The organism is Granulicella sp. L46 (genome assembly GCF_009765785.1).
In the GTDB taxonomy this organism is placed as follows: Bacteria; Acidobacteriota; Terriglobia; order Terriglobales; family Acidobacteriaceae; genus Granulicella.
In genome coordinates this window covers 100032-118126 of the sequence record NZ_LMUT01000018.1, presented here as the reverse complement: position 1 = coordinate 118126, position 18095 = coordinate 100032, and the positions used below count along the sequence as shown (strand labels likewise).

14 protein-coding genes are annotated in these 18095 nt (G+C 60.9%); 4 read left to right on the top strand and 10 right to left on the bottom strand.

The features are described from left to right. Nucleotides 1–5 precede the first annotated feature (5 nt). The 4 genes from preA to GSQ80_RS19260 all read right to left on the bottom strand — a co-directional run bounded on the left by preA (nt 6) and on the right by GSQ80_RS19260 (nt 4896). Nucleotides 6–1445 carry an NAD-dependent dihydropyrimidine dehydrogenase subunit PreA gene (gene preA / locus GSQ80_RS19275; protein ID WP_158789289.1) on the bottom strand — a complete coding sequence of 480 codons (1440 nt, stop codon included), beginning with the start codon at nt 1443–1445 and terminating at the stop codon, nt 6–8. Continuing rightward, the gene (locus GSQ80_RS19270; protein ID WP_158789288.1) at nt 1432–2793 is read right to left on the bottom strand and encodes an NAD(P)-dependent oxidoreductase; all 1362 of its coding nucleotides are present in this window, start codon (nt 2791–2793) and stop codon (nt 1432–1434) included. Before GSQ80_RS19270 ends, preA begins: the two co-directional genes overlap by 14 nt. A gap of 136 nt (nt 2794–2929) precedes the next feature. Then, nucleotides 2930–4186: a Zn-dependent hydrolase gene (locus GSQ80_RS19265; protein ID WP_158789287.1), complete on the bottom strand. Its 1257-nt coding sequence runs from the start codon at nt 4184–4186 to the stop codon at nt 2930–2932. Between the two features lie 107 nt (nt 4187–4293). Then, nucleotides 4294–4896 carry a DinB family protein gene (locus GSQ80_RS19260; protein ID WP_158789286.1) on the bottom strand — a complete coding sequence of 201 codons (603 nt, stop codon included), beginning with the start codon at nt 4894–4896 and terminating at the stop codon, nt 4294–4296. Between the two features lie 126 nt (nt 4897–5022). Here GSQ80_RS19260 and GSQ80_RS19255 point away from each other — a divergent pair, with 126 nt between their 5' ends. The 4 genes from GSQ80_RS19255 (at nt 5023) to GSQ80_RS19240 (ending at nt 9194) form a co-directional block, all read left to right on the top strand. Next, nucleotides 5023–5604, top strand: coding sequence for an RNA polymerase sigma factor (locus GSQ80_RS19255; RefSeq protein WP_158789285.1), 582 nt, complete (start codon nt 5023–5025; stop codon nt 5602–5604). Continuing rightward, nucleotides 5601–6464 carry a hypothetical protein gene (locus GSQ80_RS19250; protein WP_158789284.1) on the top strand — a complete coding sequence of 288 codons (864 nt, stop codon included), beginning with the start codon at nt 5601–5603 and terminating at the stop codon, nt 6462–6464. Before GSQ80_RS19255 ends, GSQ80_RS19250 begins: the two co-directional genes overlap by 4 nt. A gap of 26 nt (nt 6465–6490) precedes the next feature. After that, nucleotides 6491–7309 carry a hypothetical protein gene (locus tag GSQ80_RS19245; RefSeq protein ID WP_158789283.1) on the top strand — a complete coding sequence of 273 codons (819 nt, stop codon included), beginning with the start codon at nt 6491–6493 and terminating at the stop codon, nt 7307–7309. A gap of 718 nt (nt 7310–8027) precedes the next feature. Continuing rightward, nucleotides 8028–9194 carry a cysteine desulfurase family protein gene (locus GSQ80_RS19240; protein ID WP_158789282.1) on the top strand — a complete coding sequence of 389 codons (1167 nt, stop codon included), beginning with the start codon at nt 8028–8030 and terminating at the stop codon, nt 9192–9194. Between the two features lie 55 nt (nt 9195–9249). On the opposite strand, the gene GSQ80_RS19235 is transcribed toward GSQ80_RS19240, so the two are convergent. The 6 genes from GSQ80_RS19235 to GSQ80_RS19210 form a co-directional block, all read right to left on the bottom strand. After that, nucleotides 9250–11148: an APC family permease gene (locus tag GSQ80_RS19235; protein ID WP_158789281.1), complete on the bottom strand. Its 1899-nt coding sequence runs from the start codon at nt 11146–11148 to the stop codon at nt 9250–9252. 281 nt (nt 11149–11429) lie between these two features. Next, on the bottom strand, nt 11430–12296 hold the full coding sequence (locus tag GSQ80_RS19230) for a sugar phosphate isomerase/epimerase (protein ID WP_158789421.1): 867 nt from the start codon (nt 12294–12296) through the stop codon (nt 11430–11432). Nucleotides 12297–12491: 195 nt separating this feature from the next. After that, a complete protein-coding gene (locus GSQ80_RS19225) occupies nt 12492–13934 on the bottom strand; it encodes an outer membrane beta-barrel protein (RefSeq protein WP_158789280.1) in 1443 nt (480 codons plus the stop codon). A 35-nt stretch (nt 13935–13969) separates the two neighbouring features. Further along, entirely contained in the window at nt 13970–15544 is a 1575-nt protein-coding gene (locus tag GSQ80_RS19220) for a lipase maturation factor family protein (protein ID WP_158789279.1), read from the bottom strand. Between the two features lie 40 nt (nt 15545–15584). Beyond that, the gene (locus GSQ80_RS19215) at nt 15585–16607 is read right to left on the bottom strand and encodes a hypothetical protein (RefSeq protein WP_158789278.1); all 1023 of its coding nucleotides are present in this window, start codon (nt 16605–16607) and stop codon (nt 15585–15587) included. Continuing rightward, nucleotides 16604–18091: a glycoside hydrolase family 30 beta sandwich domain-containing protein gene (locus GSQ80_RS19210; protein ID WP_254059783.1), complete on the bottom strand. Its 1488-nt coding sequence runs from the start codon at nt 18089–18091 to the stop codon at nt 16604–16606. The genes GSQ80_RS19215 and GSQ80_RS19210 overlap by 4 nt, the downstream gene beginning before the upstream one ends. Between the last annotated feature and the right edge of the window lie 4 nt (nt 18092–18095).

Below are 18095 nucleotides of genomic sequence, written 5' to 3'. Positions count from 1 at the left end.
CCTCCCTACGCCTTCGCACTCTCCGCATTCGCAACGCGCTCCGCCCACGTCTCAGGACACAGTCCAGTCTCAACGCGCTCCATCGTGATGCACTCCGGCACAGGACAAACCAGCGAGCACAGATTGCAGCCCACGCACTCATCCACATCCACACGCGGAATTCTCTGTAGCGGCGTGACCGCGCTGCTCGCCCCTTCACCATCCAGGTCCAGCTTCGGAATCGGCGTAGTCACAATCGTCTTCACCGACTGCGCGAACACCATCGCCGGAGTCGGCTTACCGTGCGGATTCGCCTCGTGCTGCGCATACCTCGGATCAGTCCCCATCACAGGCTGCTCCATCCCGCCATCTACGCGGTCAAGATGAATGCACTGATGCGCTCCATCCCAGCAGGCCGTGTAGCAAAGCTGGCACCCGATGCACTTATCCGCGTGAATTTCGGCGACCACACGAAAGTTCAGATTCAAATGCTTCCAGTCGCGCATATTCGGCAGCGACCGTCCGCGGAAATCATCGATCGTCTCATACCCCTTGCGCCGCATCCACGAGAGCAATCCATCGCCCATGTCCTCGACAATGCGATACCCATAGTGCATCGCCGCCGTGCACACCTGCACCGTTCCCGCGCCCAGCAGTACGAACTCCGCAGCATCCTGCCAGCTTCCGATTCCACCGATGCCACTCATCGGCAGCGCCGCCAGCGGATCGCTCATCACCTGCTGCACCATGTTCAGCGCGATCGGCTTCACAGCCGGCCCACAGTACCCGCCATGCGAACTTTTTCCATCCACATTCGGCCGCGGCTCCAGCGTCTCCAGATCAATCCCCGTAATCGAATTAATCGTATTGATCGCACTCAGCGCATCTGCTCCCGCACGTCTCGCCGCACGAGCCGGCATCCGAATGTCCGCAATATTCGGCGTCAACTTCACGATCACCGGTGTGCGCGCCTTCTCCTTCACCCAACCCGTAATCTCTTCGCAATACTCGGGCACCTGCCCCACAGCCGATCCCATGCCGCGTTCACTCATCCCATGCGGGCATCCAAAATTCAACTCAAGTCCATCGACGCCGGCATCCTCCGCGCGCTGCACCATCTCGTGCCAAACCTCGCGCTTACTCTCCACCATCAGGCTCGCAATCACCACGTGCTTCGGATACCGGCGCTTCACCTCCGCCATCTCGCGCAGGTTCACGTCCGGCGGTCGATCGCTGATCAACTCGATATTGTTGAACCCCATCATCCTCTGCCCGTTCCAATCAATCGATGAGTAGCGCGAGCTCACATTCGTTACCTGCTCGCCAATTGTCTTCCACACCGCGCCGCCCCACCCCGCATCGAACGCGCGCATAATCTGTTCGCCGCAATTCGTCGGCGGCGCGCTGGCCAGCCAGAACGGATTCAAACATTTAATTCCCGCAAACGTAGTTTCAAGCGTTGGCATGTTGACCCTCTAACCACACCGCAATCCCAATCCCCGCCCGCTTTCCATCCGCAACTGCGTCCACCACCTCGCGTCCTCCGTTGGTGCAATCGCCTCCCGCAAAAAACTTCGGGTTCGACGTTTGCCCCGTCTCGCGATCGATCACGATTCGCCCACGCTCCAGCCGCACCTTGCCCGCATCCTTGCCGGCCGCCGTGCTCACAAACTCCGCATGCGTCGCCTGACCGATCGCCAGTACCACCAGGTCCACCTCCAGCAGAATGTGTGGACCGGCCCTCGGCACCAGTGAACCATCTTCAGCAGATTCCAGCTGCGCCAGCTCCAGCGCCTCCACCTTCTTCTCGCCCACCACCTTCACCGGAGTCACATGCCACAGAAACCGCACACCCTCCTTCCTCGCGTGCTCATACTCAAACCCGAACGCCGACATCTGCTCCGAGCCGCGCCGATACACCATATGCACCTCGTTCGCGCCCAGCCGCACCGCCGCATTCGCCGCGTCGATCGCCGTATTCCCCGCACCAATCACAGCCACTCGCGACGGCACATCCTTGAGCGTCCCACTCTTGTATCCCGCAATAAAATCGAGTGCATTGGTCACGCCCTCAAGCTCCTCGCCCGCCACGCCAAGCTTGTGGATGGCACCCAATCCCATGCCAAGAAACACCGCATCATAGCTCGCTTCCAACTCCGCAAGCTTCGCCGCATTCACCATCGTCTCGAAGTGAAACTCCACGCCCAGCTCAGCCAGCATGTCGATCTCGCGCAGGCTCTCGGCGAGCGGCAACTTGTACTCCGCAATGCCATAGGTGTTCAAACCACCCGGCAGCGGCCGCGCATCGAAGATCTCCGCCCGCACCCCACGCCTGCGCAACTCCGCCGCGCAAGCTAGCGATGCTGGCCCACCACCAATCAACGCCACACGCTTGCCTGTGTCCGCACCCGGCGTGAACGGCAGCGGATCGCCCGACGCATGCAGCGCGTCCATCGCAAACCGCTGCAGCCTGCCAATCTCAATCGGCTGCTTGTTGTAACGATGCATCACGCAGGCGCCCTCGCACAGCACCTGCACCGGGCAAGCCCGCGAACAGCTCGCCCCCAGAATATTCGCCTCAAGAATCGTCCGCGCCGACCCCTCGAGGTTGCCACTCGCAATCTTCTTGATGAACTTCGGCACATCAATATGCGTCGGACAAGCCCCCATGCACGGCGCATCGAAGCAGTACAAACAGCGCAGCGCCTCGGTCACCGCAGCGGTCTTCTCCAGCGGCGGATGCAGATCCGCAAACCGCTCTGCAACCTCCGCCGATACCCCTGCCTTCGAAAAAAAGTTGGTCGCCTCACTCATGGGAACGCGCACATCTCCTTCTCAAATCCGCTGCCAGCCCTGATCCGGGCTTGCAGGATGCCGGGGCTGTCGGATGAAGGTTAGATTATGCACCATCCGCATCAAAAGTGGGAGTCCCGCTGCCGGCTCCTACATCTCACGACCGCGCAATCCACTCCATCGTCTTCTCGCTCAGCCGCACGAACGCCTCCACCGCCTGCTCCAGGTGCTCGCGCTTCGTATCCTCCGCCGCATTATGGCTGAGCCCATTCAGACTCTGCACAAACATCATCACCGTAGGAATTCCCAGCCGCGCAACCTCCGCCGCATCATGTAGCGGCCCACTCGGCAGCCGCTCGCAGGTCCCCACCGTCTCCACGATCGCCTCTTCCGCCAGCGCGATCAGCGGCTCCGAAAACGGTATCGGCTCAATCGACCAGATCTTCGCCCACTCCACCGTGCAACCTTCTTCCTGCGCAAACCGCTCACTCGCCGCGCGCGCCTCACGCAACATCTGCGCCAACACCTCTGCGTCGAGATCCCGCATATCCAGCGTCGTCTCGCACCGACCCACCACCGCCGTCACGATCCCCGGAAACGTCTTCACGCTCCCCATCGTCGCCACGGCCTGCGAATGTTTCTTTGCAATCGGCCGAATCTCCAAGGCCAACTTCGCAGCGGCTGCCAGCGCATCTCGCCGCACCTCCATCGGCGTCGATCCCGAATGCGCCTCCTGCCCCCGAAACGTAATCGCCCACCGCTCCACGCCCTTCGTCCCCTGCACCACTGCAAGCGACTTTCCCAGCCGCTCGAGAATCGGCCCCTGCTCAATATGCAGTTCAAGGTACGCAGCCAAGTTCTTCTGCTCGCGAACGGCCTCCCCCACCCGCTCAACATCCACACCACACCCTGCGAGCGCAGCCTCGAGCGTCACGCCATCCTTATCCGTCCGCCCGCGATCCGCCTCCACGGTAGCCTTCCCCGCAAACGCCGCCGACCCAAACAAGCTCCGCCCAAACCGCGCACCCTCTTCGTCCGCCCAATCCACCAGCTTCACCGTTACCGGCGGCCGCCCCGCATACATCTCGGCCGCATGCGTCAACACTTCCAGTCCGGCCATCACCCCCAGGCACCCATCCAACCATCCCCCATTCGGCACCGAATCCAAATGACTCCCCACCACCAGCGCCCGCTCACTCGCTCCCACCAGCGTCACCCAGTGATTTCCCGCCGCATCATAATGCGCCTCAAGCTCCGCGCCCGTCGCTTCGCTAATGCCCTTCAGCTTCCCCTCAAACCAAGCCCGAGCGTTCAGCCAGGTCGGCGACCAAGCCACCCGCTGCGCCCCAGACTCATCCGCAGTCAACGCCCGCAGCTCCTCCAGATTCGCGATCACCCGCCCCGCATCCACCATCCCGACACCTCACCCCATCAACCTAGCACCAACCAAACAAAGCGGGCCACCTCCGCAGAGGCAGCCCGTCTTCTCTACACTCTATCCCCTATCCTCTATCCCCTGCCTTACTTGCTTCCCGGCGGCACAATCCCATTCATCCGCAGGTACTCCACAAGCTGCCCATAGTGATCGTAGCCATGAGCCACGCCAAAGGCCGCCAGCGTCGCGCGCGTGCTCTGGCCGTCGATAGGCTTGATCGGCTCAAATGCATTCTCCGGCGTGATCGTCGCGATCGCCTTATGCGCAAACGCGAACGACGCAGCCAAGGCGGCAACCGCCTGATCCTTCGTCGTGATCGTCTCAATCGCCTTCACATCCACGTCCGGCTTCATACCGCCCACGGCCGAATAGAAGTAGTAGTTCGCCTCCGCCACATGCGTTACCTGCTGCACAAACGTCCGCACGGTCCCGAACTTCACGCCCTGCCCCGGAACAAAGATCGCCACCGACGGCGCAAAGTTATATTTGTCCGCGGGCATCGCCTTCACCACACCCATCGCATCGTTCTCATACAAATTCAGCAGATCATCCAGCGCCTTCGCCGGCGACGTCGCACCCATCTTCATCGGCTCATCCATCTTCATCTGTGCGCTCGCCGCCACGGAACCAACGCTTGCCAAACAACAAGCACTCAGCGCCAAACCCATCGTCATCATCTTTAAACGCATTGCGATCACCTCGGTTCAAATTCCATTCCAAAAGCACATCCAGCCTAGCAGTACCCCTTTCCCACAGCATAAAAATATTCCCGAGCGAAATTCGCACTCGCCCGTCTTTGCCTATAGAGGTTAAACATGGCGTCGAGCGGTCGGTTGGATTTACCCAGCCACTGGGAAAGGCAGTGGGACGTGGCGTTTGTCTCCGCAGAAGCCCCATCGGAGACCGACATCACCGCGCTCGTCCAGACATACTCCGCGCTGCTCTTCCGCGTCGCCCACTCCATCCTCCGCAACCGCGCCGAATCCGAAGACGTCGTCCAGGACGCATTCCTCCGCGTTCTTGAACACGAGAAGAAGCTCCCCGACATCCGCGACCTCCGCGTCTGGCTCGTCCGCATCACCTGGAACCTGGCCATCGATCGCCGCCGCCGCATCCGTCCCGACCAGCTAGACGAGCCCTTCGCCGAATCCCTCGTCGCCCACTCCATCCCCGCCGACCAGGCCCTCTCCGACGCCCGCCAGATCACCGCGACCCTCCGCGAAATCGAGCGCCTCCCCAAACCCGAGCGCCACGCCCTGCTACTCTCCGCCATCGACGAGCTCAGCATCACCGAGATCTCCACCATCCTCCACCGCTCCGAATCCGCCGTCCGCGCCCTGCTCTTCCGAGCCCGCACCCGCCTCCGCGAACGGCTCGAGAAAGGAACCTCCGCATGAATTCCCAAACCACCCACACCTATCCGAACGCGCATCCCGACGCCCGCATCGACCAGGTCCTCGACGCCCTGCGCATCACCGAGCCCCCCACCGGCCTCGAACAGCGCATCGCCGCCCGCCTGGCCCAGGCCGCCGAAGCCCGCAGTGTCACGACAGCTCAACCGACCACCACCTCGCCTTTCCCCGTCATCCTGAGCGCAGTGAAGGACCCCCGCATTTTGTTCGCGCGGGCACGACGCTACCCAGTAGCCGCCGCTGCTCTAACCATCCTGTTGGCTCTCATAACCATCACCCTCTTCCATCACACCGCCCCCGCCACCACCGCGCGGACCACACCAGTCATCGTCGATCCTTCATCAAGCGCCAGCCTTAATGGCGCGGCACTACAGTCTCGCCCTACCACGCCCCCCAGCAATCCAGCTTTAGCCGCCGAGGGATTCTCTGCAGTAGCCGCCACCAACCAGGTCCCCCGAGGCTTCAGCCTCGGGTCTCATGCCCCCCTCCAGGAAGCACGGTTTTTACTCCCGCCGTCCGCGCAGGACCCCGAAGCCATCGCCCTCGCCGAAACCCTCGCCCCCAGCCGTCCCGCACCGCCAATGCCTCTCACCGCGCAGGAGAAGCTGATCCAAGCCGCCACCCGCCCCGGCCAACCCATCCAACTAGCCGAGCTCGACCTCGCCCGCGCCCCCAACCTTCGCGCCGCCGCCGAAGCCCGCGAACACGCAAGCGTCGAGAGCTATGTCAAAAGCCTTCTCGCCCCCTTCGCCGTAGCCGACGCGCTTCAGCCCACCACCGCGTCTCAACCGCAGGAAGCCCCCACGTCAGCCCCTGCAGAGCCAACCTCCAACCCTTCCAACTAAAAACCCAACGAACGGAGCTTCACCCAATGACTCGCACCCAATCCCGCCGCATAGGCGCACGATCCCTCATGGTCCTCGCCGCCTGCCTTCTTCCTCTCACCCTCGCCGCCAGGGCGCAGGACAACAACTCCTCAAGCCCGTTGCCAGCGGCCGCAAAGCCGAATCCCTGCGTCGCGATGATCAACGCCCCCACCGAGACACGCACCTTCTACCTCACCAATGTGAACCAGCAGATTCAAGGCACTGAGGTTATGGTTGCCATCCGCAATTTGCTCTGCCCAACCGTAAAGATCTATTACGTCGATTCACAAAAAGCCATCATCATCGAAGCTCCGCTCGCTCAGCTTAACCTCGCCGACAAGATCATCCATGACCTCGACCGCGCAATCAGGACCTACCGCGTTACCTACACCCTCACAGAACTTGAAGCCGGCAAAACTCTTAGCACCGAACACTATTCCATGCTGCTCGGCGACGGAGAGCACACCAGCATGAAGGAAGGAAACAAGATTCCAATCGCCACGGGCACTTATTCGAACGGCGCTGCCGCCACATCTCCTAGCTCCGAGGTGCAAACCCAGTTCACCTACCTCGACATCGGCATGAGCTTCGACGCCACCATCGCAGTGTCAGGCAATGGTGTCCGCCTGCGGTCGAAGGTCGAGGATTCGAGTCTGGACCAGCCCGTCACCATCGCCGGCGTCACCGAGCCAGTCGTGCGCCAGTCCGTCCTCGACGGCACGTCCGTCCTCACCCTGGACAAACCCTTCATGCTCGGCACCATCGACATCCCCAATACCGCCCGCCACATGGACATCGCCGTGCTCATCGAACAAATCAAGTAACCCCCTTCTCCAAAGCCTCACGGTCGCGCAGCCCCACCGCGCAGCCGTGAGGTCCTTTTTACCCTTGCCATTAGCCACCCAGACCCCGTCATCTCGACCGAAGTGGAGAGACCCCTGTATTGGCACTTGCCCTTGCCTTTCGTTCTGTCATCCCCTTCGGAAATCTACTGCCGCCGTCCATGGTTCTACGTCGCGAAACTTGGCAAACTTGGCGCCCTCCGCGTCAAAGCCCTTGCCTTTTTTCTGTAATTCCCTCCGGGACCTGCTTCTGCCCTTGCCTTTCTTTCTGTCATTCCGAGCGGAGCGAGGAACCTGCTTCCAGCGCTCGCGAAGCGTGCGCCCCACCCCACCAAAATAAATTCACCGAATCACCCTCGAAAACACCCCAAAATCCGCATGTCAACCCCCCACCACCCACCAAACCTCGCCAAACCCTTGCTGCCACAGCCGATTTCTCTTTCCGCAACTTGGCATAGTTACCCCCACCGACGGCCTACAATTGAATAAGTCCCCCAACATCCTCCGTCCCCCCACACCATCAGGCGGGCTAAGTTCTTTCGATGAGGGTACTTTTGCCCTTAACCCAAGTGATTGCACTACTTTACAGGTAGCTCCCAAGGGCACTTGCCAGGCTAACCAATGTGTTTTGTGAGACTTACAGAGAAGGTATGACCGGGTGGGGGGAGGGGGGGCACCCCCATCCGCATACAATCGACCTATGGACCGCATCTACCTCGACGCCAACGCCACCACCTCCGTCCTTCCCGAGGTGGTCGAGGCCATGCGTCCCTTCTGGTCCGAAACCTTCGGTAATCCCAGCTCCGCACACCACGCCGGCCAGCGCGCCCGCTCCGCCGTCGACCACGCCCGCACCTCCATCGCCCGCCTCCTCGGCTGTTCCGCGAAAGAAATCGTCTTCACCTCCGGCGGCACCGAGAGCGACAACCTGGCACTAGACGGCGTCCTGACCCCCTACCTCGACAAGCGCCAGCCCGCCCACCTCCTCACCACCGAAATCGAGCACCACGCCGTCCTCTATACCGCGCAGGCCCTCCGCCGCCGCGGCGCCGAGGTCACCTATCTCGCTCCCACCAGCAACGGCATCATCGACCCCGAAGCCTTCGAAGCGGCTCTGCGCCCCGACACCGAGCTGGTCTCCATCATGTTCGCCAATAACGAAACCGGAGCCATCCAGCCCATCGGCAAGCTAGCCCGCATCGCCAAGGCCTACAACCCGGCGATCCTCTTCCACACCGACGCGGTACAGGCCGCCGGCAAGCTCTCCATCGACCTCACCGGCGCGCTAAAGAACGTCGACCTGCTCAGCATCTCCGGACACAAAATGTACGCCCCGCAAGGCACGGGCATCCTCTTCGTCCGCAGTGGCGTCCACGTCGCGCCGCTACTCCACGGAGGCCCACAGGAGCGCCAGCGCCGCGCCGGCACAGAAAACGTCCCAGGCATCGTAGCCCTCGGCCGCGCCGCCGAACTCGCCCAGTCGTGGCTAGCCTCCGACGCGCCCGGCGAGCTAGCAGCCCTCCGCGACAAGCTCGAGGCAGGCCTGCTCGCCGCCGTCCCCAACACCCACGTCAACGGCTCAACCGAACACCGCTCCCCCAACACCACCAACCTCCGCTTCGACAACGTCGACGCCGAAGCCCTACTCATCGCGCTCGACATGCAAGGCATCGCCGCCAGCTTCGGCGCCGCCTGCCAATCCGGAGCCACCGAGCCCTCACACGTCCTGCTCGCCATGGGCCTCAGCCCCGCCGAAGCCCGCTCCAGCCTGCGCCTCTCCCTCTCCCGCCTCACCACCGCAGCAGAGATCGACCGCGCCCTCGCGATCATCCCCGCCGCGGTAGCCCGCCTGCGCTCCCTCGCATAAAAAGTAACGCCGCCCCATCAAGGAGCGGCGCGCCAGCCTTTCAATACTTACTGCCCTACAGGTACCAGGGAATATTCACGACCACGATCCGCTGGTTTCCCTTCAGCAGCAGCAACAGCTTCAGCAGCTGCACACGTTGTCCATGCAGCAGGTTCTCCCACCAATGCCGCACCACCAACTCGGGCAGCAGCACGGCGATCTTCCGCCCGGGAAAGTCCTCCTCCAGCTTCAGCACATAATCCATTAGCGGCGACAGAATCGTGCGGAAGCTGCTCTTCACCGTCACCAGCTCCGGCTCGGCCATGTGGCTCGCGCGCACCGGGATCAGCACCATCTCTTCCCATACCTTGCCCAGCGTGTCCGAGTCATCCGAGTCCACGTGCACCACCTTCACCATCGGACTCATCAGCATCCCAAATCGCATCGCCTTCTCGGTCACCTTGTCCCAATTTGCCATCGGGATCACAACGATCGGAGGTTCGAGACCGGTCAGCCGCAGCGGCGTCGGATCAATCGTCTCCGCACGCACCCTCGTGTAATGCCGCTTCACGGCCATCATCAGCCAGATCAGGATCGGCACCAGGAGAGCCGTCACCCACGCGCCCTCGAGGAACTTCGAGAACAGCAAGACGCATAACGTCACGCCCGTGGCCGTAGCTCCCAGCCCGTTGACAAACATCTTGATCAGCCGATGTGGAGCGTCCATCGTCTTATGCCAGTGCATCACCATTCCGGCCTGGCTCAACGTAAAGGCCAGGAACGCGCCAATGGCATAGAGCGGAATCAGGGAGTCGGTTACGCCCCTGAAGATGATCAGGATCAGCGCTGTCAGCCCGGTCAACGCATAGATGCCATGCGAGAACAGCAGCCGGCGACCGCGCAGCAGGAAAACGTGCGGCAGATAATCCTTGCCGGCAATGGCGCGCGCCATGCGTGGAAAATCCGCAAACGCGGTATTCGCGCTGAACGAAAGTGCTGCAAGCACGGAACCCATGGTCAGGAAGTAAAACCACTGCCGGCCAAACACTGCGGCCACTTCAATCGAGAGAACGCTCTGATAGGTCGTGGCGTTCGGATCCATGGCCGTCACGCCATACGCCCGCGCCACGTAGCTCAGGCCAAAGAGCAGGATGATCAGGATCCCGATAATCACCGTCAGGGTGATGTTGGCATTTTTGCTGCGCGGTTCCTTGAAAGCCGTCACACCATTCGATACCGCCTCGACACCCGTCATGGCAGCGCATCCACTCGAGAACGCCTTGAGCAGCAGGTACAACAACAACCATCCCGCCAGCTTGGTCGTCGGGTTGTCGACAGGCGGTGGCGGCATCGAGTGCGCTATCGGATGACCGTGCGTGCTAAGCGCCTCGAACACGCCCACCCCGATCGTCGTCAGCAGCGTTCCCACAAACAGAATTGTCGGCACCAGAAAGACGAAGCCGGTCTCCTTCACGCCGCGCATGTTCACCAGCGCGATGGCCGCCAGGATGACCAGGCACATCCCCATCTGGTGCTGATGCAGTTGCGGCCCGTACTTGGTCTCCTGGAACGCGCTCACCAGCGCGGTTACGCCGGCTGAGATGCCTACCGCTGCTGTCAGCACGTAGTCGATCATCAGCGCCGCCGCTGCAAACAGCCCTGCCCGATCACCCAGGTTTTCGCTTGCCACCGTGAACGACCCACCGCCGTTCGGATACGCCACAATCGTCTGCCGATAGCTGAAATAAAGGATGGTCAGGAGTGTAAGAATCAGTCCAAAGATCGGCAGCAGATAGTGCTGAACTCCCCAGATCCCCAGTGGAATCAGCAGCGTCATTGCTGCCTCAGGCCCGTATGCTGCGCTCGTCAGACCATCCAGACCGAAAATCGGAATTCCCACCGCTGGACTAATCTGAGCGCTATGCGCCTCATCGGACGCCAACGGCCTGCCAAACATTACATCAAAAAGCTTCATAAACCTCGCAAAATATCGCGCGGACCTGCCGCGGCTGGCCGCTGTTCGAACACGGCGCACCGTTAGATATCCTACGACACTTCTGTCAATCCCCCCGAGGCGATTTTCGATACTTCCCGATCTTTCTTCTATGGTTCCCTTATCCGCTGGTTAGCTTCATCCCATAAAACCTGTCGATAATTTAGACAAATCCAAACAGTTCATGACCTGCCGACCGCTAACGGCCTTTCTCCCATGCGGCAGCGTCTACTAACCCGCTTCCGGTCCTCCGATTCAAGCTGCTAGATATTGACGCCTTTCAGGTAGGCAAAGCTCGCCGCCATGCTCTCCATCACCGGGCCGGAGGTCTCATCCTGGTCCAGATACGCATACCGTATCCCCTGCCACTTGGCCTGCATCAGCAGCTTTGGCCAGTCGATCGAGCCTTTCCCTAACTCCGTGAAGTGCTGCCCTTCCGGTCCCGTCGTAAATCCAGTCGGCGCTCCCGCCGTCCGGTCCTTCAGATGAATCAGCTTGATCCGATTCTTGTACGTCTTCATCACCACGCCGGGATTCTGGCCTGCCTGCACAAGCCAATAGATATCCAGCTCGAGGTTCACCAGCGTTGGATCACTGGCTTGCATCAGCGTTTGCCAGCCGGTGATTCCGTTTTCCTGCACCTTGAACTCGTAGCAATGGTTGTGAAACGCGAACTTCATCCCCGCCTGGTTCACCTTCAGACCCCACGCATTGAAGTCCGCCGCAGCCTTCTCAAACCCCGCAGTCGAGGTCTTTTGATCCTCCGGCAGCATCGGGCAAACCATGTATTTCACCCCCAGCTGCTTCGCGTAATCAATCTTGTCTTCAAACCCGGCATAGTCGAAGTGTGCCGACACCAGCCCCAGCCCCGAATCGTCCACAATCTTTTTCAGCTCCGTCGCCGGATGGTCATACACCACCGGATACAACTCGATCTGCGTGAAGCCAATCTGCTGGATCGCCTTGAGTACCCCCGCAAGATCCTTCGGCGCCTGTCGCCGAACCATGTAAATCTGCACGCCATAGTTCAGGTTGCCCGGGTCCTGCCCTGCGAATGCATTGCGTGGAAGGCTGATTACACATCCCGCAGCCATCGCGGTCCTCTGTAGAAAATCACGGCGCGTCGTCATCGTACGTCTGCCTCTCTCTCTCTGTTGGCATGATTCAGGGCTCAAGACGTCCACTCGCGTGCCGAGGCCTAGAGAGCATTCAAGTCCTCAAGCCACAGCACGCACCGTGACCGTCATCACCCAACGCGAAACTCTAGTCCGGCTTTCCCCTGCAGGTCAAACCCACGCATTGACCTTCTCAATACATCCCACCGCTCAAAAGTGGTACACCACATCCGTCGCCACCGTGAACTGGTTCCTGCGCGTCCCCACGTCATACGCAGTGTTGTCCCACGCATGGTCAAACCGAATCTCCGGCCGTATCTGCACCGTCGTCCCTATCCAGTGATTCCACGAGAACGTCTCCTCGCTGTATTTCCCTGCATACCCTGTTCGCTGCCCTTTCTTGTCGTCCAGAAAATCCGTCCGAAGCGACAGATAATCGTGCGTCCCAAGCTCCTTGTTGATGTAGTTCACTGCCGCCCACTCCGGCGCAATGCACCTCACCTCGCCCAGCGCGCAGTTCGCTCCATTCGTTCCCTTCTCCGGAACGATCGGCGGCAGCCCACCCACTCCATGCACACTCGGCACGTCCGTCTGGTACATCGCGTATGCCTCAGTCGCCATGTGCCAGCTCTTATTGAACTTGTGATACCAGGTGCCGTCGTACATCTGCAGATTGTTGTACGCATACGTCCCGTTGTTGATCCCATTCGCGCACAAGTAGAAGTTGTCGTTCACGCTCTTCGTCGTGTAGTCCACGCACCCCGTAAACGACGGCTTCGCATCCGGCGTCCACGGCGCCACATCATGGCTCGCCGAGATCTCGCCCTGCACCGTCCACTGATCATTCAACCGCACCGTAGCAATCGCCCCCGTATCCGTAAACGGGTCCACCGAGTACAGCAGCGAGTGGCTGAACATGTAGTTATTCGGCGTTAGCTGCGCTTCAATCCCCGGCACCGAGATAAATCGCCCCACGCGTAGATTCATCCCCTGGGCCACATGCGGAAAGTACACATCCACATACTCGAGCACCGGATCAAACCCATACTGATGATCATGATCGAGCAGTTGAAAGCTCAAGTATCCTAGGTCCGTCGTCGACCGATAATCCGTCCCAAAAAACGACGTCAGATGAAATCCCCAATCAACATGGTCCCGCTGCACGCTGTCCGGCAGCCGCCCCACGTACACCACCACCTGCTGCAGCTCCAGCCGATTCGAATAAATGTCGTTCGTCTCCGGCGCGTTTCGATCGCGCGACGTACTCAGATTCACGCCCGGCGACACCCAGCCATAAATCTTCGTGCGCCCCTTCGCGCCATTGATCGCGGTCTGCAGCGGATACACATTCCCGTCCGACTCCCCAATCGTCGGCGACCCTCCATACGACCAGTCCGCGCTCGGAAACGGCGGGGAATCCAGTGGCGATGGCAACCCGCGCCTCGGAGCCGCCGGCGCCGCAGCGGCAGCCTTCGCAGCCGATCCATTCCAGTCATCCCGATAGAAATCTCCCCACCGCTTCCAGACACCCTTCGCCTCAGCCGGGCTCGCTGCCTGAGGCTTGGCCGGCGGTACGGGTGCATCCGGCAAGTGCTGTGCCCCCGCGTACGTCGCCGCCCCTAAGATCGCCGCTAAGAACCACCCCACCTTCATTCACTTCTCCGATCACTTTCGTCTGCCTATCCATCCTAAGGCGGACCATCGAGTGTCGGCGCCTGCACCTCGACAAATCGCCCATCGGGGAGCCGAACAACGGTCGGCGCATACGTGCCCAGCAGCTTGCGCGTCCACCAGACTCCCTGCGTCCGCTTCTCTTCCGGCGTGCTGAACCAGTACTGCCACAACACCGCCCTCACGAACTTCGGAGGCTGCGCAGCAAACGGGTCGCCACGAAACAACCCCAGCACATCTTTATCGCCCTCCAGCAGCCGCTCCTCCGTCAACGGCACGATCAGCGCACTCTGCCACGTCGTCAGCGACGCGAACCACAGGTTCCAATCAAAGCGCGGCTGATACGGCGCATAGATCCTCGGTCGCTCCGACACATCCTGCGGCTTGAATCGAAACGTGTACGGCGTCCACGTCTTCCCATCATTCGACCCCTGAAACTCAATCTCATACCGATGCGGCGTCATTACGGCGAACAATCCATACTGATTCGCAATCCGCAGCGGCTCCAGTGCAGCCACCGGCGAGCTCGGCAGCGGTGCCCCCCTCCAAAACATCCACACCAGCTCGACCGTCGTCGCATACGCAATCCACGTCAGCAGCACTGCCGCCACAGCGACACCCAACCCCGACAATCCCTTCAGCGGCTTGGCATCCGCAACCGCGCGCTCACTCTTAATCTCCATGCCAGGCCGCCACCGCGCCGGAACAAACCGCCGCAGTGTCCCATCATCCAGCAGCAACACGGCCAGCACCAGCACCAGGTAATTCAGAAACGCATAGTTCGCGGTAGCAATCACCACCGCCTGCCACACCGTCACGATGCAGAAGCAAGCAATCCTCCACCGCCGCGGCAGAAACGCCATCCACACCAACACAAGCTCCATGCCCAGCGTCGCACCTGCGGTCGCCTTCTGAAACCACAGCGGCAGATGCTGCAGATACCATCCAATCCACGTTGGCAGCGGCCCATTCTGGTAGTACTCGTACATCGCGGTCAGGTTGCGCCAGGTAGGATCGCCGCTCAACAGCTTCACCGCGCCCGACTCAAAGTAAATCCGAAACCACTCCCACAGCAGCAGCAACCACGCCGCGCGAATCGCCAGGCTCTTTCTTCCCCACCCCGGCCACCAACCTCCCGGCGCCACAAACAGCGACAGAAACCCCGCCTCCAACAACATTCCATCCGACTGGTACTGCCCAAAGTCCTGCGACACCGCAATGAAACTAAGGAAGCAAACGAAGCAAACCGCCAGCGAAATCCGCGGCGCCACATTCGCCACCACCAGCACGGACGCCACCAGCCCCACCCATACCAGCGCCATCAGCGCATGATTCCCACTGCCCCACCACAGCACGGTCGGCGCATACCAAAGCCGCAACCCGCCCAGCGTCCGCACCTTCTCCAGGTACTCTCCCGCCGGCAGAATCCCCTGCGCCCCAATCATTCCGCGAATCTGAAACGCCAGCGCCAGGAACGCCGAAAAATAGATCGCCCCCATCGCACGTAAGAACAACCAGCGCGCAATCAGCTGATCCGTCGCACCCTCTTGCCGATCGAAAAGATACCGAAGCCACCGCTTAACTCCGCGCATGCTCTCCACCTCACCTTCGACATCAGCCGCCCAACCCGCTCTACTGCTGCGTCCCAAGCGTGCTCGGCTTCTTCAGCATCGCAATCGCGTCGCGATACCCCAGATCCGGCGGCACGGGCGAAAAGTCGCTCGCCAATTCATTAATCCTGATGTTCACGGTCTTCACCAGCAACGCCTTCCCACTAAGATTCATCTTCAGCACTGTGGGCTGCCACTCCTGCGCATCGGCCGCAAACTCCTGCTGCAGCTCCAGCGTTCCACCCTCATTCAGCCGCCCCAATATTCCAAACCCGACGCTTACCTCCCTCACCAGGTGAGCGTCGAGCCGCACCAGCCGCTGCTGCGACTCTTCGATCCACACCTCGCCCGCAAACCCCCGCAGCACCTCCGCCTCAATGTTCGGCGTCTCAAATTTTGGATTCGGCGTGAAGCTCAACCGATAACACTGGACCGCGCCACAACTCACCATCCCTTCCAGCTTGTAAACCTCCGAGTCCGGTAGCATGCCCACCAGCTGATCGATGCGCGCAGCATCTTTCTGCTCGCTCCTGCGCCGCCGCTCCTGCATCTCCGGATGCGCGAGCAGCGAATCCAGCCGGTTCATCTCCGTTTGCTCCTGCTCAGCGGTCAACGGCCGACCATTGATCGCGACCAGACGAGCCACGTCGCCATCTTTGGTCTCGATGATCTCCTTGGTCGTCTCATGATTTCCGTCCGTCTTGCGCAGCACATACCGCACCGGTCGATGGCTCTTCTCTTCCTCCAGCCGCAACTGCACCGCCCGCCGCACCAACGCCACCGGGTTTACCGACACGGACGCCGTCACCTGCGCCGCCGCGCTCCCTGTAAACACGCTCGCCACCAGCGCCACCGCCGCGCAACTCGCCACACCCCTGCACCCGGCCCAACGGTCACTATCCATCTTCGACACGATCACCAACTCGAAACCATCCAGCCTCAACAATACCTGTTTCCACGCCACTCCATGATTTGACGAACGAATCCTCGCGTTGGCAACAGGCCATCGCAAACCAACCGTCTTACGTGCCGTCCGTCCTCTCATCCCTTTATCGTCAGCGTTGCAACCGAGTCCGGCGGAAGCTCGACCATCACCGCTCGCGCCCCTACCTGCACCTGGACTCGCTGCGCATGCGGCAGCTCATTGCGCACCAGCAGCACACTCGTCCCATCCGGATTTAAAAACCCCAGCGCGTCATCGCACGTACCCGACACCTCCACCAGCCGCGCACCCACGTCTACAAAGTGCGTCAGGTGCTTCAACAGATAGTAATCGTGGTTATAGCGAAACGTCTTCGCCGCCTCATCCACGCTCACCAAAGAGTTCTGATTCCAACCCCAGGTGCTCATCCCTCCCGCGGGCGTCGAGATATTCCAGTACATATACCCGCACGCACCATTGCGGAAATAATCCTTCATCAGTTGCCAGCAGTATCCCGTATAGCTCCAGCTATTCGACCCATCGCCGCACTCCTGCTCCGACTGAAAGATTGGCAGCTCCGGATACTCGCGATGGATCGCCGGCAGCGCATTCTTGCCCGCCCATTGCACGCCCACGCCCTTCACCCACTGCGCCGCTTGCTTGTCATTCATCACCGCTTCCAGCAGCTTCGGATTGCCACGCTCCAGCGTTCCGAAGAACACATCCACATCGATCTTCTTCATCTCCGGCCCGAGATACCGCAGAAACGCAGCCAGCCCCTGCGGCGTCCACGTGCAGCTCGGAAAATTCTGCGCCGAATTAAATTCATTCTGCGGCATCACCATCCCGACGTGAATCCCTTCCGCCCCATACGCCTCCACAAACTTCGCAAAGTACCGCGCATACGTCTCGAGGTATTGCAGCTCCAGGCGAAACATATCCTCGCCCTCCTGCCCCACCTGGTCCGGACGAATCCCATTCTCCTTCAGCCCCGGCCGCGCCTTGGCCTCCGCATAAAAGTTATTCCGTTTCATCCAACTAGGTGGCGACCACGGCGAAGCCCACAGCCGCAGCTTCGGCTGCTTCTTCAGCGCTGCCTGGATAAACGGCACCAGCGTCCCGCGATCATGCTCGATGCTGAAGTGCTTCAGCTCAAAATCCCCCGACGTCTCGGCATACGAGTACGCCTCCGTCGCGTAGTCATTCGCCCCAATCGGCATGCGGCAATACGTAAATCGAGCCCCCGCCTGCGGATCGAACAGCTCATGCATCACGCTTTCGCGATCCTCCGCGCTCAACGCGCTCAGCGACGTCCATCCCAGCTCGTTGAAGCATCCGCCAAACCCCTGCATCGGCCGCCCCACCGCCTCCCCCACGTTCAGATTCAGCAGGTCCCATCCAAACGCCGGCTTGAACAGCAATCCCTTTTGCCACGCACTGTCCGCAGTCGTCGTCACCAGCCGAATCCCCTCATCGTCCAACGGCTGAGGCGCCGGCATCTGCTGCGCCGCCGCAAACTTCCCCACCGCGCCCATCGCCACAGCGCCCATCCCAACCCTCGCCCCCGTCCTCATCACCTCTCGTCGACTCCAGTTCTTCGCCCGCATCGCC

What these genes read in the sequence shown, in the direction of transcription:
- GSQ80_RS19230 (WP_158789421.1), bottom strand. Translation starts at nt 12,296, where the DNA reads ATGACGACGCGCCGTGATTTTCTACAGAGGACCGCGATGGCTGCGGGA.
- GSQ80_RS19215 (WP_158789278.1), bottom strand. Translation starts at nt 16,607, where the DNA reads ATGAGAGGACGGACGGCACGTAAGACGGTTGGTTTGCGATGGCCTGTT.
- GSQ80_RS19255 (WP_158789285.1), top strand. Translation starts at nt 5,023, where the DNA reads ATGGCGTCGAGCGGTCGGTTGGATTTACCCAGCCACTGGGAAAGGCAG.
- GSQ80_RS19240 (WP_158789282.1), top strand. Translation starts at nt 8,028, where the DNA reads ATGGACCGCATCTACCTCGACGCCAACGCCACCACCTCCGTCCTTCCC.
- GSQ80_RS19250 (WP_158789284.1), top strand. Translation starts at nt 5,601, where the DNA reads ATGAATTCCCAAACCACCCACACCTATCCGAACGCGCATCCCGACGCC.
- GSQ80_RS19225 (WP_158789280.1), bottom strand. Translation starts at nt 13,934, where the DNA reads ATGAAGGTGGGGTGGTTCTTAGCGGCGATCTTAGGGGCGGCGACGTAC.
- GSQ80_RS19220 (WP_158789279.1), bottom strand. Translation starts at nt 15,544, where the DNA reads ATGCGCGGAGTTAAGCGGTGGCTTCGGTATCTTTTCGATCGGCAAGAG.
- GSQ80_RS19265 (WP_158789287.1), bottom strand. Translation starts at nt 4,186, where the DNA reads ATGGTGGATGCGGGGCGGGTGATCGCGAATCTGGAGGAGCTGCGGGCG.
- GSQ80_RS19260 (WP_158789286.1), bottom strand. Translation starts at nt 4,896, where the DNA reads ATGCGTTTAAAGATGATGACGATGGGTTTGGCGCTGAGTGCTTGTTGT.
- preA (WP_158789289.1), bottom strand. Translation starts at nt 1,445, where the DNA reads ATGCCAACGCTTGAAACTACGTTTGCGGGAATTAAATGTTTGAATCCG.
- GSQ80_RS19270 (WP_158789288.1), bottom strand. Translation starts at nt 2,793, where the DNA reads ATGAGTGAGGCGACCAACTTTTTTTCGAAGGCAGGGGTATCGGCGGAG.
- GSQ80_RS19245 (WP_158789283.1), top strand. Translation starts at nt 6,491, where the DNA reads ATGACTCGCACCCAATCCCGCCGCATAGGCGCACGATCCCTCATGGTC.
- GSQ80_RS19210 (WP_254059783.1), bottom strand. Translation starts at nt 18,091, where the DNA reads ATGCGGGCGAAGAACTGGAGTCGACGAGAGGTGATGAGGACGGGGGCG.
- GSQ80_RS19235 (WP_158789281.1), bottom strand. Translation starts at nt 11,148, where the DNA reads ATGAAGCTTTTTGATGTAATGTTTGGCAGGCCGTTGGCGTCCGATGAG.